The 20331-nt window shown below is 50.4% G+C and carries 15 protein-coding genes; 3 read left to right on the top strand and 12 right to left on the bottom strand.

Going from position 1 to position 20331, the window contains the following annotated elements; all coding sequences use genetic code 11:
- Window positions 1–20 precede the first annotated feature (20 nt).
- Entirely contained in the window at window positions 21–512 is a 492-nt protein-coding gene (locus PN498_RS20130) for a hypothetical protein (RefSeq protein ID WP_272065122.1), read from the top strand.
- A gap of 30 nt (window positions 513–542) precedes the next feature.
- Here PN498_RS20130 and bioB read toward each other — a convergent pair whose 3' ends face one another.
- The 3 genes from bioB to PN498_RS20115 all read right to left on the bottom strand — a co-directional run bounded on the left by bioB (window position 543) and on the right by PN498_RS20115 (window position 2766).
- A complete protein-coding gene (bioB, locus tag PN498_RS20125) occupies window positions 543–1553 on the bottom strand; it encodes a biotin synthase BioB (protein ID WP_272065121.1) in 1011 nt (336 codons plus the stop codon).
- A 293-nt stretch (window positions 1554–1846) separates the two neighbouring features.
- Window positions 1847–2194 carry a hypothetical protein gene (locus PN498_RS20120; protein WP_272065120.1) on the bottom strand — a complete coding sequence of 116 codons (348 nt, stop codon included), beginning with the start codon at window positions 2192–2194 and terminating at the stop codon, window positions 1847–1849.
- Between the two features lie 20 nt (window positions 2195–2214).
- On the bottom strand, window positions 2215–2766 hold the full coding sequence (locus PN498_RS20115) for a DUF4330 domain-containing protein (RefSeq protein ID WP_272065118.1): 552 nt from the start codon (window positions 2764–2766) through the stop codon (window positions 2215–2217).
- A 394-nt stretch (window positions 2767–3160) separates the two neighbouring features.
- On the opposite strand from PN498_RS20115, the gene PN498_RS20110 reads away from it, so the two are divergent.
- Entirely contained in the window at window positions 3161–4012 is an 852-nt protein-coding gene (locus tag PN498_RS20110; RefSeq protein WP_272065116.1) for a M48 family metallopeptidase, read from the top strand.
- 77 nt (window positions 4013–4089) lie between these two features.
- On the opposite strand, the gene PN498_RS20105 is transcribed toward PN498_RS20110, so the two are convergent.
- The 7 genes from PN498_RS20105 to PN498_RS20070 all read right to left on the bottom strand — a co-directional run bounded on the left by PN498_RS20105 (window position 4090) and on the right by PN498_RS20070 (window position 14968).
- Window positions 4090–5076: a pantothenate kinase gene (locus PN498_RS20105; protein ID WP_272065115.1), complete on the bottom strand. Its 987-nt coding sequence runs from the start codon at window positions 5074–5076 to the stop codon at window positions 4090–4092.
- Entirely contained in the window at window positions 5069–6337 is a 1269-nt protein-coding gene (locus PN498_RS20100) for a glycerate kinase type-2 family protein (RefSeq protein WP_272065114.1), read from the bottom strand. Before PN498_RS20100 ends, PN498_RS20105 begins: the two co-directional genes overlap by 8 nt.
- Before the next feature lie 57 nt (window positions 6338–6394).
- Window positions 6395–7495 (bottom strand): chemotaxis protein CheW, encoded by a 1101-nt coding sequence (locus tag PN498_RS20095; RefSeq protein ID WP_272065112.1) that lies wholly within the window; start codon window positions 7493–7495, stop codon window positions 6395–6397.
- Between the two features lie 26 nt (window positions 7496–7521).
- Complete coding sequence (locus PN498_RS20090) at window positions 7522–8607, bottom strand: CheR family methyltransferase (RefSeq protein ID WP_272065111.1); 1086 nt, start codon at window positions 8605–8607, stop codon at window positions 7522–7524.
- Window positions 8608–8640: 33 nt separating this feature from the next.
- The gene (gene cheB / locus PN498_RS20085) at window positions 8641–9714 is read right to left on the bottom strand and encodes a chemotaxis-specific protein-glutamate methyltransferase CheB (RefSeq protein ID WP_272065110.1); all 1074 of its coding nucleotides are present in this window, start codon (window positions 9712–9714) and stop codon (window positions 8641–8643) included.
- Window positions 9715–9749: 35 nt separating this feature from the next.
- Window positions 9750–12845 carry a hybrid sensor histidine kinase/response regulator gene (locus PN498_RS20080; RefSeq protein ID WP_334312276.1) on the bottom strand — a complete coding sequence of 1032 codons (3096 nt, stop codon included), beginning with the start codon at window positions 12843–12845 and terminating at the stop codon, window positions 9750–9752.
- A gap of 233 nt (window positions 12846–13078) precedes the next feature.
- Window positions 13079–14968 carry a methyl-accepting chemotaxis protein gene (locus tag PN498_RS20070; RefSeq protein ID WP_272065108.1) on the bottom strand — a complete coding sequence of 630 codons (1890 nt, stop codon included), beginning with the start codon at window positions 14966–14968 and terminating at the stop codon, window positions 13079–13081.
- A gap of 1380 nt (window positions 14969–16348) precedes the next feature.
- On the opposite strand from PN498_RS20070, the gene PN498_RS20065 reads away from it, so the two are divergent.
- A complete protein-coding gene (locus PN498_RS20065) occupies window positions 16349–17554 on the top strand; it encodes a response regulator (protein ID WP_272065106.1) in 1206 nt (401 codons plus the stop codon).
- A 74-nt stretch (window positions 17555–17628) separates the two neighbouring features.
- On the opposite strand, the gene PN498_RS20060 is transcribed toward PN498_RS20065, so the two are convergent.
- Both PN498_RS20060 and PN498_RS20055 read right to left on the bottom strand, forming a co-directional pair.
- Window positions 17629–18717, bottom strand: coding sequence for a PstS family phosphate ABC transporter substrate-binding protein (locus tag PN498_RS20060; protein ID WP_272065105.1), 1089 nt, complete (start codon window positions 18715–18717; stop codon window positions 17629–17631).
- Window positions 18718–18743: 26 nt separating this feature from the next.
- Window positions 18744–20288 carry a protein kinase domain-containing protein gene (locus PN498_RS20055; protein WP_272065104.1) on the bottom strand — a complete coding sequence of 515 codons (1545 nt, stop codon included), beginning with the start codon at window positions 20286–20288 and terminating at the stop codon, window positions 18744–18746.
- Window positions 20289–20331 lie beyond the last annotated feature (43 nt).

The raw sequence follows: 20331 nt of genomic DNA, 5'->3' as shown, positions 1-20331 counted from the left end.
CAATAACACGTGGTGTTCCTATGAGTTCTACGAGGTCTGTTGCATTTCTGGTTGCGGCTGGATTGATGTTTGGGTCGGCTGGAGTCCTGCTGGAGGGGCTGCAACGGCTGCCCGCTGAAGCTCAGGTTGATTTTGTGACGCTGGCTAATGGGTTTACGCCGAATCCAACCGTGCTAAAGGGCGTCGGTGGTGGCGATCGCGTTGCCGAAACGGTGGTCAACACTCGTCAAAGCTTGACTGGTCCCTGCTTGGGCTACATCTCGGTCAACCCGAATGAAGAAGTGACCCTGCAAACCGCGTTCTCGAATCTTGAGATACGGGTAGAGTCTGCTCTGGATACGACCCTGATTGTGGAGGGGCCAGGCGGTGTGTGGTGCAACGATGACAGCGGTAGCCACAATCCGGCGATCGCTGGAGAATGGCTGGCGGGCAGCTACCGCGTTTGGGTGGGAGCCTATCGTGCTAAAGACAAACCAGACTATGAGTTGTCAATTCTGGATCGCTTGCCGTAGGCGGGGGCGAAGGGCACGATGACCTCATCTCTATGACAAAGCATCCCCATCGGGTGTTTCCAGCACAAAACCTGCATCGCGAATCATGTCAAAGTCGGCTTTGGTGGCCTGTCCGGGGGTGGTCAAATAGTCGCCGATAAAAATGGAATTCGCCGCATAGAGTCCCAGGGGTTGAAGCGATCGCAGCTGCACTTCTCGACCGCCTGCAATGCGAATCTCCTGGCTGGGTAATAGGAAGCGGAAGAGGCAGAGAATGCGTAAACACTGTCGAGGGGTCAGCGAATGACGGTTCTCAAACGGAGTGCCGGGAATGGGAATGAGAAAATTGAGCGGCACGCTGGTGACGTTGAGCTGACGCAGCGAAAGCGCAAGGTCAATCACATCATTTAATGTTTCGCCCATGCCCAAAATGCCGCCGGAGCAGGTCGTCAACCCTGCTGATTTAACGGCCTGCACGGTGTTGACGCGATCTTCAAAAGTGTGGGTGGTGCAGATGTTGTCGTGATGGCTCTCTGCGGTGTTGAGGTTGTGGTTGACGCGATCAACGCCGGCTTCGGCGAGACGATGGGCCTGATCTTCGTCGAGTAGTCCAAGACAGGCACAAATCTTCATGGGGTATTGCGTTTTGACGGAGCGGACGAGATCGAGGACGCGCTTGAAGGTGGGTTCCGCAGGCGATCGTCCTGAAATTACCATGCAAAAAGTGCCAGCCTTGAGGGTGTGGGCGCGTTCGGCTGCTGCCAATACCTTGTCCTCAGCCATGAGGGGATACTTCTCAATCTCGGCGGTGGAAATCTTGGATTGTGAGCAGTAGTGGCAATCTTCGGGACACAGACCGCTTTGGGCGTTAAGCAAAAAGTGGAGTCGAACGCGGTTGCTCCAATAGTGATGCCGCACGCGATAGGCGGCGGCGAGCTGTGCCAAGAGTTCTGTATCGGGGGCTGCTAGGACTTGGTGGGCTGCTTCACGGCTGACGACTTCTCCAGCGAGTGCTTGGTCGGCAAGGTGGTTCCAATCAAGGGCGGTCAGCAGTGTGTTCATAGCGCGAAACGGAGTAAAGGCCAACCTATAGGCTAATACGAGAGGGTAAATGGATGAACACAACGATACGGTCTGCAAAACTTTTGAGATGTATCGCTGTGTTGGGTCGTGCTTTGGGGACTAGATGTATTGCTGGACGTTGGCGCAGCCTCGCCTGGGCGTTATGTATCCTACGTGGCCTTTCGTGATATAGCCGTTGCCAGTTCCGTTAGGGCAGGACGGCTAGCCATCTGGCTATGCGCTAAGTATCCGGAGGCTGTTGAGTGCACAAGCCTAGATGGCTACAGCTCTATTTATCGGGATTGCCAGCTCCGATATAGTCCTACTCCCAGCAGGCCAATGCCCCAGAGAATAAAGTTAACGACGAACCATCCCATCCAGGTGATGAGATGGCCCATGAAGATCCACAAGCTGAAGAGGTTGCGGAAGAGATACTCACCTAGGGAACAGGGATAGGCGGGAATGTCTGGCGGGCTGGGGGGACAGGTGCCGGTCTGAATGACGGAAAGGGCACCAGGCCAAATCCAGGTAATACTCATGAGGAGAGGCGGCACGATGGCTGAGGTGAGGAATAGCCACACCCATTTGCGAGTGAAGAGCGATCGCCGTGCTCTGGTCTCAGAAGGTTGTTCCACGTCCATAGCTCACTCCAACACAACGGCTAGGCATCGTCTTCAGTGTCCAGGATGCGGACACCGACTGTGCTGGTATAGAAATTGTAGAGATCGCCTTCGATTTGAATTTGAGTGCCCACTTTGACGTTGATGTTGCTGTTGTTTAGGACGGGGCCGTTGTCGGTAATCAGAGCTTCGTCAGCGAGGGTAATCAGCATATCGATGGTGTAATCCAGCTCTGGGCGCGGATCTGGAAAGGATTTGACGGTTCCATCGGGTTGGGGAACTGCCTGACTGCGGGGCAGTTTGATGACGTCTTTGATGGCAACGTCACCGTAGGGCTGGTTGCGGACGATGACGTTGGTGGTTTCAGATTCCTTCAGCGTCTGATAAAGGCCCTCAGGATCAGATACCGTTAATCCCCGCACCATTACATCAATTTCCACAGGCTGGGGATCGCCACCGACCTGAGCTACCGAACCGCCTGTGCCCGGGAAGATAAAAATGCCGACCAGCACCATGAGAATGACCAGTGCGGCTCCAATGTCCAACAGGCTGACCTTGCCAAACAACCGACCTTTTGCGTCCAAAATTGCCATGATCTTTCCTCTAGAGGTGCTAATGCTGGTACTGAAACAATCCGTATTCTTTAAAGCTCACAATGCAGCGGAAGAACGATGCACCGGAAGCAGATTACTCAGTACCTTCAATTCAAATCAGTGATCGCTAGTATTTAAGCATCTGCGAAGGCAACTTGGCAGCAAATATTAACGTCAGAGTGATTAAGTCAGCAAGCCAAACAAGACGTGTACGTGTCTATTGGCTAGCCCATAAAAATACCAAAGATACTTTAGCTCAGGCAAAGCTTTTGAAGATGTAGGTGGGTTCGGCGAACCGTGTATCCCGACGCTGCCAACCGTTTTGTCAATGCTTGAATCGAGCTAGTCGTATCCGTTGTAAGGACATTACGCAGAGCAAGGGGCCAAGGAAACAATGAATTTCTGGATATCTCGATTACGCAATCTAGGTAAGCGGTGGATGTATGGCGCGATCGCGACGCTGGTGGCTACCGGACTGATCGTTTCGACACCTCAGCCTACGCAGGCCGACATTAGCATTATCGATTTGATTTTTGGCGGGATTCAGTACATCCAGCTGTCCAACTTAAGTGATGATCAAGAGGTTGACTTGGGCCGACAAACGGATGCTGCGCTGAAGCGCCGAGGCGTTAGGGTATATAACCAGGATGCTGAAGTTGTTAACTATGTGAACAATATCGGTCAAAGACTGGCGGCTGAAAGCGATCGCAGTGACATTCCCTACACGTTTCAAATCGTGGCCGATGACAGTATCAACGCCTTTGCAACCTCTGGCGGATTTGTCTATGTCCACACAGGGCTGCTGCGTGCAGCGGACACGGAGGCTGAGCTAGCCGGGGTCATGGCCCACGAGATTGGTCACATTGTGGGTCGTCACTCTGTGAACCGGATGCGTGAGATTGCCTTGGCGAACGGGATTGTTGGTGCGCTCGGCGTCTCAGAGGACGATTTGGTCAATATTGGTGTTCAGCTCGCGCTCTTTCTCCCCAATAGCCGCAGCGCCGAGTATGAGGCTGATGAACTGGGTTTTGAGAACATGGGACGGGCAGGCTACGATCAGCGCGGATTAATCTCCTTCATGGAGAAGCTATCGGATGGCGGCGTTTCCCCTGAATTCTTCAGCACTCACCCTGATCCTGATAACCGGGTCGATCGCCTGCAAAGCATGTATTCAGAGTCCTATCAAGCCGATGCAACGGACGGCAACAACCCAGAAATCTATAGCTCCAAGATGAGCGGACTGTAGTGGAAAATGGCTCGCTGACTTGTTCTCGCGGACCGAGTTAGAGCCATATCTGCGGGACGGGAAACCGTGTAGGGCGATCAACTGCGGCCATGGTGTCGGACGCAGTTGAGGCCCCAAAACGTGAGGTTAGCGTCCTGATAGACGTTGAGGATAGTGTCTTCCTGGCTCAGCCACTCGAAAATGGTCTCTCCGTCGCCGCCAGTGAGGACTGCGGCACTGTTGGGATGTTGCTGGCGCCACTGCTGGAGGAAGTCTCGAATGGTGGCCAAAATGCCATAGATAATGCCGCTGCGAATGGCGTCGGGGGTATTCACCGACCAGCGCGGCGGCAGTAATGCAGAAACATTTGCCTGGGGCAGAGTGGCGGTATGTTGGACCAGCGCGGCGAGTTGTGTGGATAATCCCGGTAAAATGGCACCTCCTGAGAAGGTGTTTGCGACCCCTCCGGTAAAGGTCAGCGCGGTGCCTGCATCGATGACGAGCACCGGCCAGCCATAGCGATCGCCTGCCCCCAGCACGTTTAACGCTCGATCAATCCCCAACGTTGGATATACATTCCCCAAGGGCAAATCTGCTAAACGAACTTCACGGAATCCCTGATAGGTGTCCCACAGCTTAGTTTGTTCCGGCACTACGGAGGCACAGTACAGCGCAGGGATCTGACCCTGTGACAACTCACGTTTCTCCAACCCTGGTAACGACGAGACAGGCTGTTGACCGTTAACCGCTAGATGTTGCCAAGCACTGGGCAAAAACCCACGCTGCATCAGCGTCTCTGCTTCGTCTAGCGAGAGATGAGGCGTATGCCAAGCACACCGGATAGCTTGTCCATGAGCACCGCCATCCCATTCCTCACCATAGTCGCCAATGTTGGAGTCCTCCTCGGGTAAGGAATTGGTGTTATCCGTATCTGTCTGACTGCCGCCGTTTGTCTTCCGTGGTCTAACTGTTGGCTTCAGCTGGTCAAAAACTGCCCAGTGCAGCCGGGTGTTACCTATGATCAAACCCAACCAAGGGACGTCATAGTCTTCAGTCAAAGGCTGATGGGGGGCCATATTAGGCATCAATCAGGATGGCACGGAAATCATTGACGTTGGTAAGGGTGGGACCTGTTTCAACAAGGGCTCCCACAGCTTGAAAATAGGCGTAGCTATCGTGGGCTATTAGAAAGTCACTGGCTTTGAGTCCCTGCTGACGTCCCTGCTGGAGGGTGTCAGGGGTGAGTATGGCTCCGGCGTTGTCTTCACTGCCGTCAATGCCGTCAGTGTCACAGGCGATCGCCCACACTCGTTCCTGCCCCTTCAACGCCACCGCTAGAGACAGCAAAAACTCACTGTTACGGCCTCCCTTACCCGCTTTGTCGGTGACGGTGACGGTCGTTTCTCCTCCGGAAAGCAGGACACAGGGCGGTGCAATGGGTTGCCCGTATTGAACCACTTGTTGGGCAATGCCCGCGTGAACAATCCCAACCTGACGAGATTCGCCCTCTAAAGCGCTACCTAGAATAAGGGGCATATAGCCCAACTCAATGGCGGTTTGGGCTGCTGCCTCCAGCGACTGTTGAGGGGCGGCGATGAGGTGGTTGCGGGTTGTGCTGAGGCGAGGATCGTCTGGATGAACGACAGGATTGGTGCTGTTGGCGAGATGAGCGGTCACCTCTGGGGGCACCTGCAAACGATATTTTTGAATGATCTGTAGGGCGTCTTGGGGCTTGACCGTGTCGCCAACGGTCGGACCAGAGGCGATCGCCCGCAAATCATCCCCCGGCACATCAGAAATCAGCAGCGTCACGACCTGAGCCGGATATGCCGCTGCTGCCAGCCGTCCCCCACTGGAGCGAGAGAGGTTTTTCCGAACGGCGTTCATCTCTCCAATATCGGCTCCAGAACGCAAAAGTTGCCGATTGAGATCGGCCAGAACATTCAGAGCAATACCTAGGGGTGGCAGGGTTAACAGAGCCGATCCACCGCCTGAAATTAAGCAAATCACGAGGTCGTCCGCTCCCAAGGGCGTGACGGTCTGAAGCATGCGGTCTGCTGCTGCCATGCCATTGGCATCTGGAACCGGGTGGGCTGCTTCTAACACCTCGATGATTTTGGTGGTTGCACCATGTCCATATCGCGTCACAACGACGCCTTCTAGCGGCCTCTCCCACGCTTGTTCGACCGCCTGCGCCATTGCCGCTGCGGACTTTCCTGCACCAACGACGACTGTTTTGCCCCTGGGAGGAGCGGGTAGAAAATCAGGGATGCGGTGATGGGGTTGAGCAGCCTTCACGGCTGTTTCAAAAAGAGCCTGTAAAACCTCAGGTGGAGACATGAGCATATTCAGGAGACGCAGTGAATGGATGCATTATGCAACAACATCCCAACCTGAAAAAAGCTACAGGTTAGCATTCACGACCAACTCATCACCTAATAAAAGCGTAGGCAAATTTAAGACATAGAGTGGCTGATCGTGATAAGAAGCAACGCCTTGAAGATGCTCAGATGCGGTATCGAGTGCTGTTTCGGAAATCGGTTGAATGTCGTCAGGTTTGACTGAAAACATCGCATCGAGAATGCTATCTACCACTACGCCAACAGCAGTCTCTTGAAATTCGCAAACCACTGCCTTGGGATCTTTAGAAATCGTTTTTGGCGTCAAATTCAAAAACTGACCGATGTCTAAAACGGTCAGGATTTCGCCATGTAAGTTGATGTTACCAATGATGTGGTCAGGGCAGCAGGGAATGGGGGTGGCTTGGCGAATGGTGATAAATTCTCGGACCATTTGAAAGTCAATGCCGAAGAGGCGATCATTGAGGGCGATTACGACCAATGATTGAGTCTCCTCTTCAAACTGTTTTTCATCATCGAGCGATCGCCTGAGTTCTTCTGCTCGCTGGCGAAAAGCTTGCTGGACTTCTGGTGTAGCTGTAGGACAAAAGGCTGTCTCAACAGTTGCGGATAAATTATTAGGGGCTGGTTCTTCAGATTCAGGCTGGGCTGACGATTGAGAGTGAATTTCGGTAACCAAAAAACTGGTTACGGATACAAACTGCTGAATTTCATGACTATCGAACCAGTGGTTCGGGTCACTCAACATCAATATCGTCTCTTCTCCTGACATCGTGCCTGAAATGAGATGACTGACATCCGGATTCAGCCAAGCTGGAGTCTCCCCCTGGTCCGGAGTAATATCTTGAGTTGACAGTTCTCGAATTTCGTAAACAGCGCTGACAATCAGGCCGAGGCGGAGTTGGTCTTGGCTAACAACAATAATCTTGTCGCTGAGCTGATAGCGTTGTGATGAACTTTCAGTCCTTTGGCGCAAATCGAGCACAGGCAAGACCTCTCCTCGTAAATCGAGGACACCCACGATGCTGAAAGGTGCATTGGGAATCAGAAGGAGCTCAGGCAGTGCAAGAACTTCTTCGACGTATTCTGCTTTAATCGCGCTGCGCTGCTGATCCAGATCAAAAATAAAATGAGGGATTTGCATCTTAGGTGCCTTTAAAGAGTAATCTGCTAATTGTTTTCCAGTTCGAGAATTAATTCAGATACGGTGCGATCGCCCAGCCGCGTAATTCTCATGTCTGCAGGAAGATTTCGCAGGAGTTTGAGAGCGGCTTCATGCATCTTCGAATTATGGTTTTCAATGATCGATTCCACACCTTGAGGAGCTGTTTCTGATGATGTATTTTGGCTAACACTGGATTTGCCATCATCGTGAAATAAATTCGCCTTTGAGGTGGTGTCTCTATTTTTGGGGCGCTGATAGGCAACAGATTCTTCAAAGACTTCAATTTCGAAAGGAGCAGGATTCTGACTATACAATTCTGAATGACCTACAAGAAGATAGCCGTGAGGAACCAGAGCCTCATAAAAATTCTTCAGGACTTTTCGAATTGCTAGCTCATCGAAATAAATAAATACGTTTCGACAAAGAATAAGATCGATGTTTTTAAGATTCAGTTTGGGATCTGAAAAGGCATTCTTGAGTAAGTTTGCCGTTCGAAACGTAACCATTTCTCGAAAATAAGGATGAATTTGATACTCACCGTTAATTTCTTGGAAAAACTGCTGCTGGATAGTCTTGTCAACGCTTCTAAATGACCAAGATCGATAAACGCCTGCCGTAGCTTTCTTGATTGCAGCGGAATTAATATCAATGCCTAAAATATTGATAGTCCAGTCTTCTAAGTCTGGAATCAGCTCCTTCAGAAGAATGGCAATAGAATAAGGCTCCTCGCCTGTAGAACAGCCTGCACTACAAATATACAGAGTTTTATCCTGAGCCTTTTGTTGAATTAGGCGCGGTAGAATAATCTCCTTGAGAAGCCTAAACTGCCCTTTATCTCGAAAAAAGAAACTTTCGTTATTGGTGATTTCTAGAACGATTTGTTCCCATTCTTGACGGCTGTCCAAAGTTTCTGATTCCAGAAAACTATAATAAGCTTCTGGAAATAGTAGGCCAGTAAGCTGGGCCCTTCTGAGAATGATGTCTTGAAAGCTTTCGTAATCAATATTTCGAATCTTCAAGCCGGTACGATTAGCAACTAATCGAATGAAAGCTTGTCTTAAATGAAGGGTCAAGGACTCTGCTTGTGACATTTGAGTGGCTGCTATAGTGATGAACAAAACGGACTATTTCCCAGCAGTAGGAGAAGGATTGTTGACAAGCTCAAGGACTGTAGGGGCGATCGCTTGAATGGGGAGAACGTGCTCTGCAGCGCCTAGAGCGATCGCTTCCTTCGGCATTCCGAAGACTACAGAAGTGGCTTCGTCTTGGGCTAACGTCATCCCGCCAGCCTGGGCGATCGCCTTCATGCCTTCAGCTCCGTCTCGTCCCATTCCTGTCAACAACACTCCAATTGCTTTGCGACCATAAAACTCAGCTATTGAGATGAATGTTGTCGTTACAGAAGGCCGATGGCCACCCAAAGGTGGGTCTAACGAATGGGTAAATTTGCCCTGGAGATTGATCTGCAAATGTTGTCGCTCAGCCGGGAAATAAACGTGTCCGCTTCTAGGCCTTTCCCCAGCCTCTGCAATCTGTACAGGAAGTTTGCAGCTAGTTGATAACCAGTCAATTAGACTTTGCAAAAAGCCCAAACTAATATGCTGAACACAAATAATCGGCAATGGAAAATCATCGGGTAGATACGTTAGAAATTCTTGTAAAGCTAAAGGACCACCGGTTGAGGCTCCTACGGCCACAATTTTAGGTCTGCACCGAGCGGATACCAAGGCAGGAGTCCGACTGTTTTTAAGACTATTGGACTGATTCAGATTAGCTGATTGTTTTTTCTTGAAAACCTTAACGCCCGATAAAATTCTCACTTTATCAATGAGCGCTTGCCTAAGCAAAATGTTCTCAAGATCTAAACCCACTCTTGGCTTTGGCAAAATGTCTACGGCACCAGCTGCCAACAGTTGAAAAATCCGATGTGTATCTTCTTCTTGCACTGATGCACTGACGACTAAAATGGGCAGTGGATGATGAGCCATGACGTAGGATATGAATTCAAGTCCATTCATCTGAGGCATATGGAAATCGGTACAGATGACTTCTGGATGAACCTTAGGAATGAGTTCTAATGCCTCAATCCCGGTCCGTGCAGTACCAACGATTTCGATATCGGGGGTTGAATCAAAAATTCGCTTCAGGATTGTCAGGGCAACAAGGGAATCTTCAACAAGGAGAACGCGGATGGCCATAAGGGAGACATCAAAAATTTAATATAAATAAGTCACTAAATAAGTCTTTCTAAGGTTTCTAAAAGGGCTTCTTGGTTAAACCTGCCTTTCAGGATGTAGGCGTTGGCTCCAGCCTCCGCACCTCGTTGCCGGTCCTCATCCGAGTCCAGGGTGGTGACGAGAATGATCGGCAGGTCATCATACTTAGGCAACTCGCGAATTTTGGCGACTAAGGAGAACCCATCCAAGTGAGGCATTTCCACATCGGACACGATCGCATCAAACTTGCCTGTTTTGAGGGTGTTATATCCCTCTCGACCATTCCTAGCGGTAACGACCTCATACCCAGCTTTCTCAAACAGCCGTTTTTCCTGGGTCCGCACCGTGGGGGAATCTTCGACCAGCAGAATGACGGATTGTCGTGTGGTCTCTGGCTGAGGTGGAGTTACGGTTTCTGAGAGGGACTGTTGCTGTAATGATTTCAGAAGGTCGGATGGGTTGAGAATCATGCAGATCTCACCCGTCCCCAAAATGGTCGCTCCTGTTACGTTGGGCACCCGTTTGAGAATTGGACTGAGTGCTTTGCTCACCACCTCCCGCTGGTCAACTAATTCGTCCACAAAAAATCCGGCTTGCTCGTTACCGACTTTAATCAGGATGCAGGGCCGGCGATCGCCAGTCATTGGAGCAGGACGGGCCACCCAGTTATAAATTGGAGAATTACGTAGTTCTAGAACATCGATCAGATTCGCAACCGGAATAGTCTGATTGTCGATAACTAGGGTGTCTTGTCCATCTTCTGTAACGATCTGCTCCGGAGAAACCAGGAGAGATGTTTGTAGGAAGTCGATAGGTAGAGCTAGGGAAATGCCTTGGGTTTTGACCAGTAATACATTAGCCGTGCTGAGAGCGGTACTGAGCTGTAGACGAAACGTACAGCCTTGACCGGGCACAGAGTCGATTTGGATGCTACCTTTCAGTTTTTCGACTTGGGTCTGCACCACATCGAGTCCAACGCCCCGGCCTGAGATTTCAGTAATAAAGCTGCGAGTTGAAAAACCAGGCGCCAAAATGAGTCGCTGGATTTGACTGACCGACATTGTTTCCAACTCTTCAGGACGATAGAGTCGTCGCTTGATTGCCGTCCGTTTAATCTGCTCAGTGTCTAGACCTCGGCCGTCATCAGAGATTTCAATCATGAGGCTGATAGCCGTTTGATGAGCCTTTACCCGCAGGGTAGCTGTCTCAGGTTTGCCCGCAGCGATGCGGTCTTTGGGTGGTTCAATGCCGTGATCGATCGCATTTCGAACGAGGTGCATTAAAGCATCTTTGATACCTTGCAAGAGTCGTTTGTCGGCAGAATTGTCTTCGCCTTCGAGAATCAAATTGACCGCTTTCGATTGTTGCTTGGCCAGATCGCGCACGACTCGCGGCAATGGCTGAAACAACATAGATAAGGGAATCAGCTGTAGTTTGCGTATCCGATCCCGTAGGTCTTCTGCGACCAGCTCTAGCTTGCTGCTATTGTCCTGAATCGTTGAACGCAGGGACATTAGCAGGTTTTCTAAGCGCTCTTCATAAGTCAGCTCTTCAGGGTCGAGTTCTTCGTTCTCGCTCGTTTTCCACGCCTCCCATAGATCTATTAACTGATTTGTTTGAGCAGAGGTCTGAGCGACTTGAATACGAGTCACCGCCAATTCTTCTACCTGAGCCATCAAGACATCCAGTTCGCGGGTCTGTACCCGCACAGTGTCAATTTGGGCAATATCTTCTGTCCTGCGCAGGGGTGGCTCAGGTCGTGTTAGGGAGGTTGCCGTTTCAGTTAGAGGGGCAGAAAGCGGCTCAGTTTCCGACTCTTGGGTGTCTAGCGGAGGAAGCGTTTCTCGGAGGGCGGCTAAGAGATGCTCCGTATTAACGTGGGCGGGTTCACCCGTGACGGCTTCCTGTACCAGCTGCCCCATTGCATCTAGCCCTTGATAGAGGCGATCGCAGATCGCTGGGTCAAGTTCAAGTTCCTGACGCTGCACGCTTGTAAGCACATCTTCGAGGGCGTGAGCCAAGCCTTCTACGGAGTCAACCCCAGCACTTCTAGAGTCTCCTTTCAAGCTGTGAGCTTCCCGCATCAAGGCTGCCAGCGTGGCTCCATCCTGAGGATGTTTTTCCAGATACAGTAAGTTTGTTTCTAACTGCTGAAGCCGTTCTTCGCTGGTGGTACGGAAAATGTCGCGCAGTTCATCATCCGCGATCGCGCTGACGAACGATGGAGAACCTGATTCTATGGCATCAGACATCCCTGGGACAGAATCATTCGCTCCTGCCGCCACCTGTGTCAGGCGCTCCAACGCTTGGTCAACATCAACGCCGCTAGGCACCCCTGATACAGCTTCCTGCACCAGTTGCCGAATATCCTCCAACCCTTGACCAAGGCAGTACCTCACGTCAGGAGTGAATGACCTCGCTTGACCTTGAATGTCTTTGATAATGTCTTCAACAACTTGAGTGAGCTGAGCAACGGCATCCACTTCAACGGCTCTAGAGTCGCCCTTAAGACTATGGGTTTCTCGTCGCAGCACGTCCAAGATGGCCTCGTCATGACCCTGTTCCAGGTGTTGGAGATTCGTTAATAGGGCCTGCAATCGTCCTTCACTGGTGGTGCGATAGATTTCCCGCAGCTCGTCATCCGCAATGTACAAGCTCGCTGGGAACGCTGCTGTTGACCCACCAACAGCAGCGTTCTCCACAGAAAAATGGGGTGGAACTGGAGAGGCTGTATCCACCACAGACCCCAGTAGGATCTGCAGCTGTGCCAAATCTACCTCCCCGGATTCTCCGGAGACGGCTTCGTGGAGAATCTGTCCCGCTGCATCAAGACCTTGATAGAGGCGATCGCTCACCTCTAAGGTAAACGCCAATTCCTGCCGCTGGATAGCGGTGATGATGGTCTCAAGTTGATGGGATAACTCCACGATGGCGATGACTCCAACACTGTCAGAGTCGCCCCTGAGACTGTGAATCTCCCGCCGCAGTTCTTCCAGAACCTCTTGGTCATTAGGCTCCTGTTCTAACTGCACCAACCCCATCTGTAATTTTTGAAGTCGCTCTATGCCCGTTACCTGGTAGAGGTTCCGCAGCTCTTCGTCTTGAATCATCATGGTTGGAAGTCACCGTTGGGCTTATCTAGCTGTACCTACAAAGTTTTAGGACTGACGCATGGCCTCCTTGCGTCCCATTTCTGGAAGACGTTGATATCCGGCTTTCCCAGACTTGGGACCAAGGGTGGCAAAGCTGGATTCAGCTGCATCAGTCCTGCGTTTAAGACAGACAGGAACGCCAGAGTCTCTGCTGTGTAAAGGATCGAATTCAAGCTGCTGCTTTCGTCCTTGTGCTACACCATTTGCTGGAGATCTGCGGCTGCTCCATTGAGCTGTTCGGTGGCCACTTTGGTTTGGTTCAAACCAGTCGCCGTCTCTTTGGCCCCCCGGTTGATGACTTCCATCGCGTTCACGACCTGCTGGATCGCATCGACCTGCTGCTTCAAGTTCAGCGATACCTGCTGGTTGTTCATCACGACCTGATTAACCGCCCCTTTCACTTCCTTAAAGGAGTCTTCCGTGCGTTGAGCAATGTGCACGCCTGTTTTCACAGTTTTTGTTCCCTCTTCAGTCACCATTACGGTTTCGTTGATGGCTTTTTGAATGTCGGACACCAGGGTGTTGATTCTGTCAGCCGATTTTTGGCTTTGGTCGGCTAATTTACGAATCTCATTGGCAACAACGGCAAAGCCCTTACCATGTTCCCCAGCCCGCACAGCCTCAACGGAGGAGTTTAGCGCCAGCATATTGGTCTGGTTCGCAAAATCCATCACAAGCTGAGAGATGATGCCAATTTCGCCCGTTTGACCACTGAGATTGACAATTTGTTCTGCGATCGCCTCTACCTTTTGTTCCAGAGCAAACATGCCCTCCAAACTTTCGCCGACGGCCTGAGCACCATCTTCTGAGGCAGAAGATGCCTGTTTGGCTGCTTCCACTGCGGCATTGGCTTGTTCTGCGGCGTGACGCGAAGAGGCCTCTAGCTCATCCATTGTGGTGGTGGTTTCATTCACCGAAGCGGCCTGCTGGCTAGCAATCCGCTCTTGCTCTGCGATCGTGGTTGCCATTTCCTGGCTAGAGGTAGAAATATTAGCGGCCAATTTTTCTAACAGGGCCACCAGCTGCCGACCCCGGAAGACCGCCGCTGGAATGACTAATCCTAAAGAGACAAGGACCGTCAGACCAGCTAGAAGCTTAAAGGAATTGACTGAGGAAAAAACGCTGCCCTTGGGGACCTGATTGATCACCGTGAGGGTGTAAGGCAGACTGCTACTGGGAATAAATTCGTCGTAAGCCAGGATGGAATTTCCAACGTCAATTAGTCCCCCATCACCATTTAAGATTTCTTCGGCAACATCGGGTGAGAAGTCCTTAGCCAAAGTTTCTTCATGGCCTAAATCAAATCCCCACTCTTTGGCTGGATCAGGGTGAGACAAGTAATAGCCTGATTCATTCACCAAGAATAATTCTTCTCCGGGATACTGAGTCTCTGTACTCTCAAGCTCCTCTAGAAAAGCATTGCCAAAGACGTTGGCAATGACAATGCCCTGCTGCTGACCTGATTCATCAACAATGGGAGTGGCATATCGAATCACTGGCCGATAGGGTTCTTCGATGGCACCTTGTTCTCGGTTTAAGTTCAGAGCCGAAACATACATCTCTCCAGCAGACAGAGACGTTGTACTAATGAAGTAATCGCGATCGCCTTTATTCTGGAGTTGAGCATTGGGAATGATGCTGGGAGCCCCATCAACAGAATCAACCCGCACTAACTCATTGCCTGCTGCATCAATGTATCGCAGCTGCATATACTGCGGCACATCTTCAATTTTGGCTGCAAATATAGCTTGCAGCTGTTCAGCCCACTCTTCATAAGTCGCGTCACTCTGAGGATCGGTGCCACCGTTAGCCTCGGCACGAATCATTCCTTGAATCGGCGGCAGCTTACTCATGAACAGCACATCATTGCTGACGCCTCTCAAGAAATTGTCAATCTCTTCAATTTCATCCTCGACTGCTTTCTGAAGCGTACTTTCAGCATTCGTCGATAAGGAACCTGAGGCAGAAACTGTGCCGAGTAACCCAACGAGTGAAGCGGGAATAGCTGCACTCAACACGACGAGTAAGAGTATTTGATGCTGAACTTTTAACTTTTGCAGTCCGCCAAAAATATTTGAAACCATAGAACTTGACCTATACAACAAGACATCAAGGAACGCACCTGAACGGAAGGTGCTGTCGAGGTGTAGGATGCAACCCTGATAGTTGAGAGAATGGGACTTTTGTCGCAACGCCATGAGTGGCGTTTGCTATGCAGTTCGAGGAATGCCAGCTTGAATAACCCGTTCGCTTCCAGAAATTGTGGCGGTCATCATATCCATCGACACAATCCTGGCAATTTAGCGAGTTAATAAGCCGTGTATTCCTAGAACCAACCTGTTGGTGAATTCGCCAATCCGTCTCATCGATGCTTTAGACATCCTGCAAATCGTTTTGAGTCAAGCCAACCCATCGCAAGAGATCAATCGGTTGGAAAAACCATCAAAAACTGAGACGTCGTACGAGAACTAAAACTAACTGACGCAGGAGTCAGTAAATGAGAGCTTAGACGCTAAAAAGACTATCTGAGGTCTCTAAGTGCAACTAAGTCATTTAATGTCAACCATTAGCAAGATAGGGTGTAATTTTAACGGTAGAAGCAAATCACCCAAAGAAGTCTTCATTCCTATCTATTGGAAAGCAGGATGCTTTTATAAAAGCCATGAGAAATGTGATCTTGCCGGATACACCTGCCTTTCCTACATGAACAATCCTTGCTTGTTTTTACTGAGACAAGTGGGAAATGCTCTGCTTTTCTAGAGAAGTCATTCAAAAAAAATCTGGAGCTTTCCGCAGAAAAGAAGTTTTATGTCTACAGCGACAAAACTGCTAAAAACTTTTCCTGGAAAGGCTTCAGCTTCTTTCTGAGATCAAAAATCCTGACAAGAAGGAGTCATGCTGTCTTACAAACTTAATCTAAGATTTTGTATTCAGAAGTCGCTCCTCAGTGATTTTACATTATCTTTATAAATAATAAAGGCAAAGTTAATTTTGAAGGGTTGTAGATATTTAAAGAACTCAATTCCCACTTTAAGGTAGATTGTTTTGGGTTTTAAGAAACACTTTTCGATTGATGAGATTTAAGCTCTAGCGAAAGATAATTTCATGGTTTTTTAGAAGTGCTTTTTGTACTCTACCGTACGATTAAACTGTTGAAGTCACCTTCAGTCAAGGAACCTGAGTCTCTTTCGTACTATTTGGTCTGCAAAGTTGAGGCGATGGATTTGGATTTTGAACACTAATTTTTTGAATGCAATTTAGATTGCATCTTGGAATCATACATTTCGGAAAAATACGTCCTGTTTCTGTGTTGAGAAGGTGAAAGTCTTATTGAGAGGAATGATCAAATTATCAATTTGGCTTGATTGATTCACTTGATGATCTCGATGATTTATTTTGATCTAGACGTTTGCTGAATCCTGCCGAAAACAGTGACCTGCGTATGACTGTTCTAATTGTTACTAATGACACCTACAGAATTAACTCAATTATTAGATCCTCCCAATAAGCGTTTTGATGGGCATTTAATACTCAATGATGACAATGCTCAATGGACGCTGAGTTTTGTGAAGGGGCAATTGCTTTATGTGGCGGATCAATTGCACGCGGTCCGACGCTGGAATCGAGTTCTCAAGCAGTTTTTTCCAAACTGGAATTGGCCTAGTGAGTCGCTCACTGCGATCGATCCTAAAACTTGGCAACTCGCTCTTTTAGATCAGGGTGTCCAGCAGCAGCAGCTCAGCTTGATTCGTGCCAAGCTGTTAATCCGCAAGGTGACTCAGGAATGTTTGTTTGAGCTGAGCCATCGGTCTCATTTGCAAAGTGATTGGCAGCCGCGATCGCTCTCAATTTCTCGCGCTTGTCACAGCATCGCCCTGTCTGTTTGGGAAGTGAAAATGACCTTGAGCCAAGTTGAGAATATGCAGCAGCAATGGCAGGCTGCAAAGCTAGAACGGCTTAGTCCTGATCTGTCGCCAGTGCTCAAGAAGGGTGCTCCGACTGAATGTTTGCCCGTTCCAAGCCAGTATCTGAATGGGAAACTGACGTTATGGGATGTGGCTGATCAAAAGAGTCAGTCCGTGACGGAACTCATCCAGTCTCTGTTGCCACTGGTCGATAAGGGATTTTTGGAATTTCAATCGATTCCAGATATCCCATTGCCTCAAATTCGAGTTAACACCTCATTTGTGCCAGTAGCTCAATCCTCTTCTCAAAGCGCAGTTTCTCAGGTGAAGTCGCCTCAGCTTCCCTTGAGCAAGGCTCCTGTTGCTCCACCAAAGTCTCAGGCCAATGCCTCAGAAAGCAAAGCTGTCGTGGCTTGCATTGATGACAGCCCTGTCCTAGCCCATACGCTCAAAAAAATATTGGAATCTGCTGGCTATGAGGCATTGACTATTCAAGAACCGATGCGGGGGTTTTCTGAGCTGATTGAACATCAACCCAGCTTGATCTTGTTGGATTTGATGTTGCCTAACGCCGATGGGTACAGCGTTTGTAAGTTTTTACGGGATACGCCTGTTTTCGAAAAAACACCCATTATTATCCTCACAGGGAAAAACAAGCCGATTGACCGGGCGCGTGCTCGACTGGCCGGGGCAACAGAGTTTTTGGTCAAGCCTCCCCAGCCAGAAGAACTGATCCAAATGATTGAGAAGCATTTGCAGCGTTAGAGGGAGGATCGCAAGGAATGGAACAGAAATAGGACAAACTGGACAGGCAGCCTGTAAAAAGTAGCTGGAGATCGCTAGCGAATGGCCACAAAGCCCGTTTCCTGTAGCAGCGCTTGTCCCTGCTGTGTCAGCAACAGGTCGGCATAGGCTTCTCCGGCCTGCTGATCTAACTGTCCGTCTTCTTTGACGATGACAAAGAGCCGCCGAGTTAACGGGTAGTCTCCGCTTAGTAGAGCAGCGCTGTTGATTTGGTTTCGCTGGTTGGGACAGTTCTCTGGTGGCACGTAGGGGTCGGCATAGGGCTTCACTAATTGGTCTAGCTGCCGACCAATGGCGATGGGCTTGACGGTGCATTGCCCCACAACTTCTGGGGCGGAAGCATAATAAATGGCACCAGGCGTGGCGTCTACAAGGCGCAGCGCTTGAGTGGTGGTATCTGCTGTCTGTACCGTTCCTGTCAGGTTGGCCCCACCCAACACCGTGCTGACGAAAAATTCAACCGTACCGCCTGCAGAAGGACGCGAAATCGGGACAATGGGCAGGTTAGGGCCGCCTACTTGGTTCCAGTTCGTGAGGTTGCCCAGATAGATATTGCGCAGCTGGTCGAGGGTGATGCCTTCGATGGGCATATCGTTGTTGACCGCGATCGCAAGTCCCTCCAAAGCGATCGGAATTTCCCGCAGGGCATAACCCCGCTGCTCAGCCTGTTGACGTTCCTGAGGGCTGACTGATCGTGACGATTGGGCAAACGAGAGCTGGTTATTCAGAAGCATTTGGATGCCGGGACCTGAGCCAGGGGGGGTGCCAATGGGGTCCGTATACCGTAACTGAAAGTCGGGCTGAGCCTGCTGAATCAGCGGATCGATCGCTCCCCGAATGGGTGCCCAAGTCGTGCTACCCCCATAGTTGAATAAGCCAGAGGGTACGTTGGACACATCGCTAAATTGAGCAGCTCCTGAACCCGGTGATGGTGCAGTGGGCGTAGGGGCTGCTCCTGAATCCGGTGATGGTGCAGTGGGTGCGGGGGTGGAAGTGCCTGTCCCCGTGAGTGGCCCTAAACTGAAGTTGCCGCTACGAGTCAGCCACCAATATCCTCCACCCAATAAGCCAACGGTGATGAGAAGCGATGCAATCAGAACGGGAGTCTCTTTTTGACTGCTCATGGGGGTTACTCCTAAGAAGGACTCCATTACATCAACGTTGACAACAGACGATAGATCAGTCGAAACAGCGTTCCGATCGCGATCGCAATCAGACCGGCCATTACGGCAATCACCGCGATCACCAAACGAGGTGCCGCCGTACCGACCAAGACGGTCTGCAAAGGCGGCAAAATCAGCACGAAGCCGAAGGTCAATGCTGCAATAATAACCAAGTCAAATCGTTCAATCACTTGGCGAGCCTGCAAGAGGATCAGCCCGGCGACCAGAATTAGCCAGGTGCCGCTGCCTAGCCACGTTGTTCCCAACAGGCTTGCAAGGGCGATCGCCAGCAAACCGCCCTCTACGCCTGTAAAAGCAGCTCCTCCCAGAAATGGCAGGAGAGGTGTTGATGCCAAGGAGGTCTGAGATGCGGATGATTGAGCCTGAGACTTCGCTATGGATTTTCCGGTTGTCTGAGCTGTCGCCTTGCCAGGACTTGTACTGGGCTGCACTGATCTCTGCTTGGGGGAAGGATTGCCTTGTATCGACGTTGAGGGGGAAGGGGATTGAGCGCTGCCCCCAGTCGCTGTACTTGATGTTTGGCTAATAGAGGCGGAGGACGTTTTGCTAACCGTGGCGGTCGCTTGGCGCAAAGTCTCCAGGACGGCTTGAGCGCTGGCATATCGCTGATTGGGAATCGGCTGGAGCATACGGTCAAGAACATCCGCGATCGCGGGGGTGATCTGAGCATGTGCTCGCCAAGCCCAAGTGTTGTTGTAAGAGTCGTAAAGTTCTCCGGCCTCTTTTCCAGTTAGCAGCGTGATGCAGGTGACGGCCAGGGCATAGAGATCGGTTGAGGGATAAACGGTACCGCCTGCCATTTGTTCCGGTGGGGCAAAGCCAATAGAATAAATGCCCGTTGATTTGCCACTGGGGTTGCCCTGGCCAGTCGTCACCTGTTTCACTGCTCCAAAATCCAACAGGAACAGCGTGCCGTTCCGATGGCGCATGATGTTGGACGGTTTGATGTCGCGATGAATAGTGCCGTTGTCATGGACAAATTTCAGCACTTTCAGCATAGAGACCAGAACTTCAGTAATGTCTTCTGGGGGAAATGGTCCCTGACGCGCTAGAGTTTGCTCTAAGTCCTCGCCATCAATGAATTCCTGCACCAGGTAGAAATATTCTTCTTGGGAGCCTGGGCTAGTACCGGGCACAATCAGCGGAAAGAAGGCATACAGGTCTGGAATTTGGCGATGCTTATTGCCCAGATCCTCTAAGACCGCTGCTTCTCTTTGAAATAGAGACTGGGCCAGCTGCATTTGATCGGGACTCAAATCGCCTGATGGTTGAAAAAGCTTGACGACACAGGGCCGCAAGGTTGGCGTGTAGCGATCGCGAGCTAGATAAGCAGCGCCAAATCCTCCCTTTCCAAGCAGCTTTTCAGGCAAATATCGACCACTCAAAATTAGGGGCATGCCACAAGCCGTGCAGAACTTTTGCTGCACAGTCGTTAGCGTGCCAGGGTTCTCTAAATCCGCAAAGTGATTTTCAGGTCGAGGGCAGGTAGGCCGAGTACAAACAATCTCCATATGTGCTGGGTTTAGGTAGGCAAGCCTAAATTAACAGAAAAAC

Source organism: Oscillatoria sp. CS-180 (genome assembly GCF_028330965.1).
GTDB lineage: Bacteria > Cyanobacteriota > Cyanobacteriia > Phormidesmidales > Phormidesmidaceae > Halomicronema.
Note: the sequence above shows the minus strand (reverse complement) of the source record. Positions and strands in the feature narration are given on the sequence as shown.

Bases quoted from the DNA above. Each gene is read 5' to 3' on its own strand.
- PN498_RS20080 (WP_334312276.1), bottom strand. From the start codon at position 12,845: ATGATGATTCAAGACGAAGAGCTGCGGAACCTCTACCAGGTAACGGGC.
- PN498_RS20120 (WP_272065120.1), bottom strand. From the start codon at position 2,194: ATGGACGTGGAACAACCTTCTGAGACCAGAGCACGGCGATCGCTCTTC.
- PN498_RS20065 (WP_272065106.1), top strand. From the start codon at position 16,349: ATGACACCTACAGAATTAACTCAATTATTAGATCCTCCCAATAAGCGT.
- PN498_RS20055 (WP_272065104.1), bottom strand. From the start codon at position 20,288: ATGGAGATTGTTTGTACTCGGCCTACCTGCCCTCGACCTGAAAATCAC.
- PN498_RS20100 (WP_272065114.1), bottom strand. From the start codon at position 6,337: ATGCTCATGTCTCCACCTGAGGTTTTACAGGCTCTTTTTGAAACAGCC.
- PN498_RS20090 (WP_272065111.1), bottom strand. From the start codon at position 8,607: ATGTCACAAGCAGAGTCCTTGACCCTTCATTTAAGACAAGCTTTCATT.
- PN498_RS20130 (WP_272065122.1), top strand. From the start codon at position 21: ATGAGTTCTACGAGGTCTGTTGCATTTCTGGTTGCGGCTGGATTGATG.
- PN498_RS20060 (WP_272065105.1), bottom strand. From the start codon at position 18,717: ATGAGCAGTCAAAAAGAGACTCCCGTTCTGATTGCATCGCTTCTCATC.
- cheB (WP_272065110.1), bottom strand. From the start codon at position 9,714: ATGGCCATCCGCGTTCTCCTTGTTGAAGATTCCCTTGTTGCCCTGACA.
- PN498_RS20105 (WP_272065115.1), bottom strand. From the start codon at position 5,076: ATGCCTAATATGGCCCCCCATCAGCCTTTGACTGAAGACTATGACGTC.
- PN498_RS20110 (WP_272065116.1), top strand. From the start codon at position 3,161: ATGAATTTCTGGATATCTCGATTACGCAATCTAGGTAAGCGGTGGATG.
- PN498_RS20095 (WP_272065112.1), bottom strand. From the start codon at position 7,495: ATGCAAATCCCTCATTTTATTTTTGATCTGGATCAGCAGCGCAGCGCG.
- PN498_RS20115 (WP_272065118.1), bottom strand. From the start codon at position 2,766: ATGGCAATTTTGGACGCAAAAGGTCGGTTGTTTGGCAAGGTCAGCCTG.
- PN498_RS20070 (WP_272065108.1), bottom strand. From the start codon at position 14,968: ATGGTTTCAAATATTTTTGGCGGACTGCAAAAGTTAAAAGTTCAGCAT.
- bioB (WP_272065121.1), bottom strand. From the start codon at position 1,553: ATGAACACACTGCTGACCGCCCTTGATTGGAACCACCTTGCCGACCAA.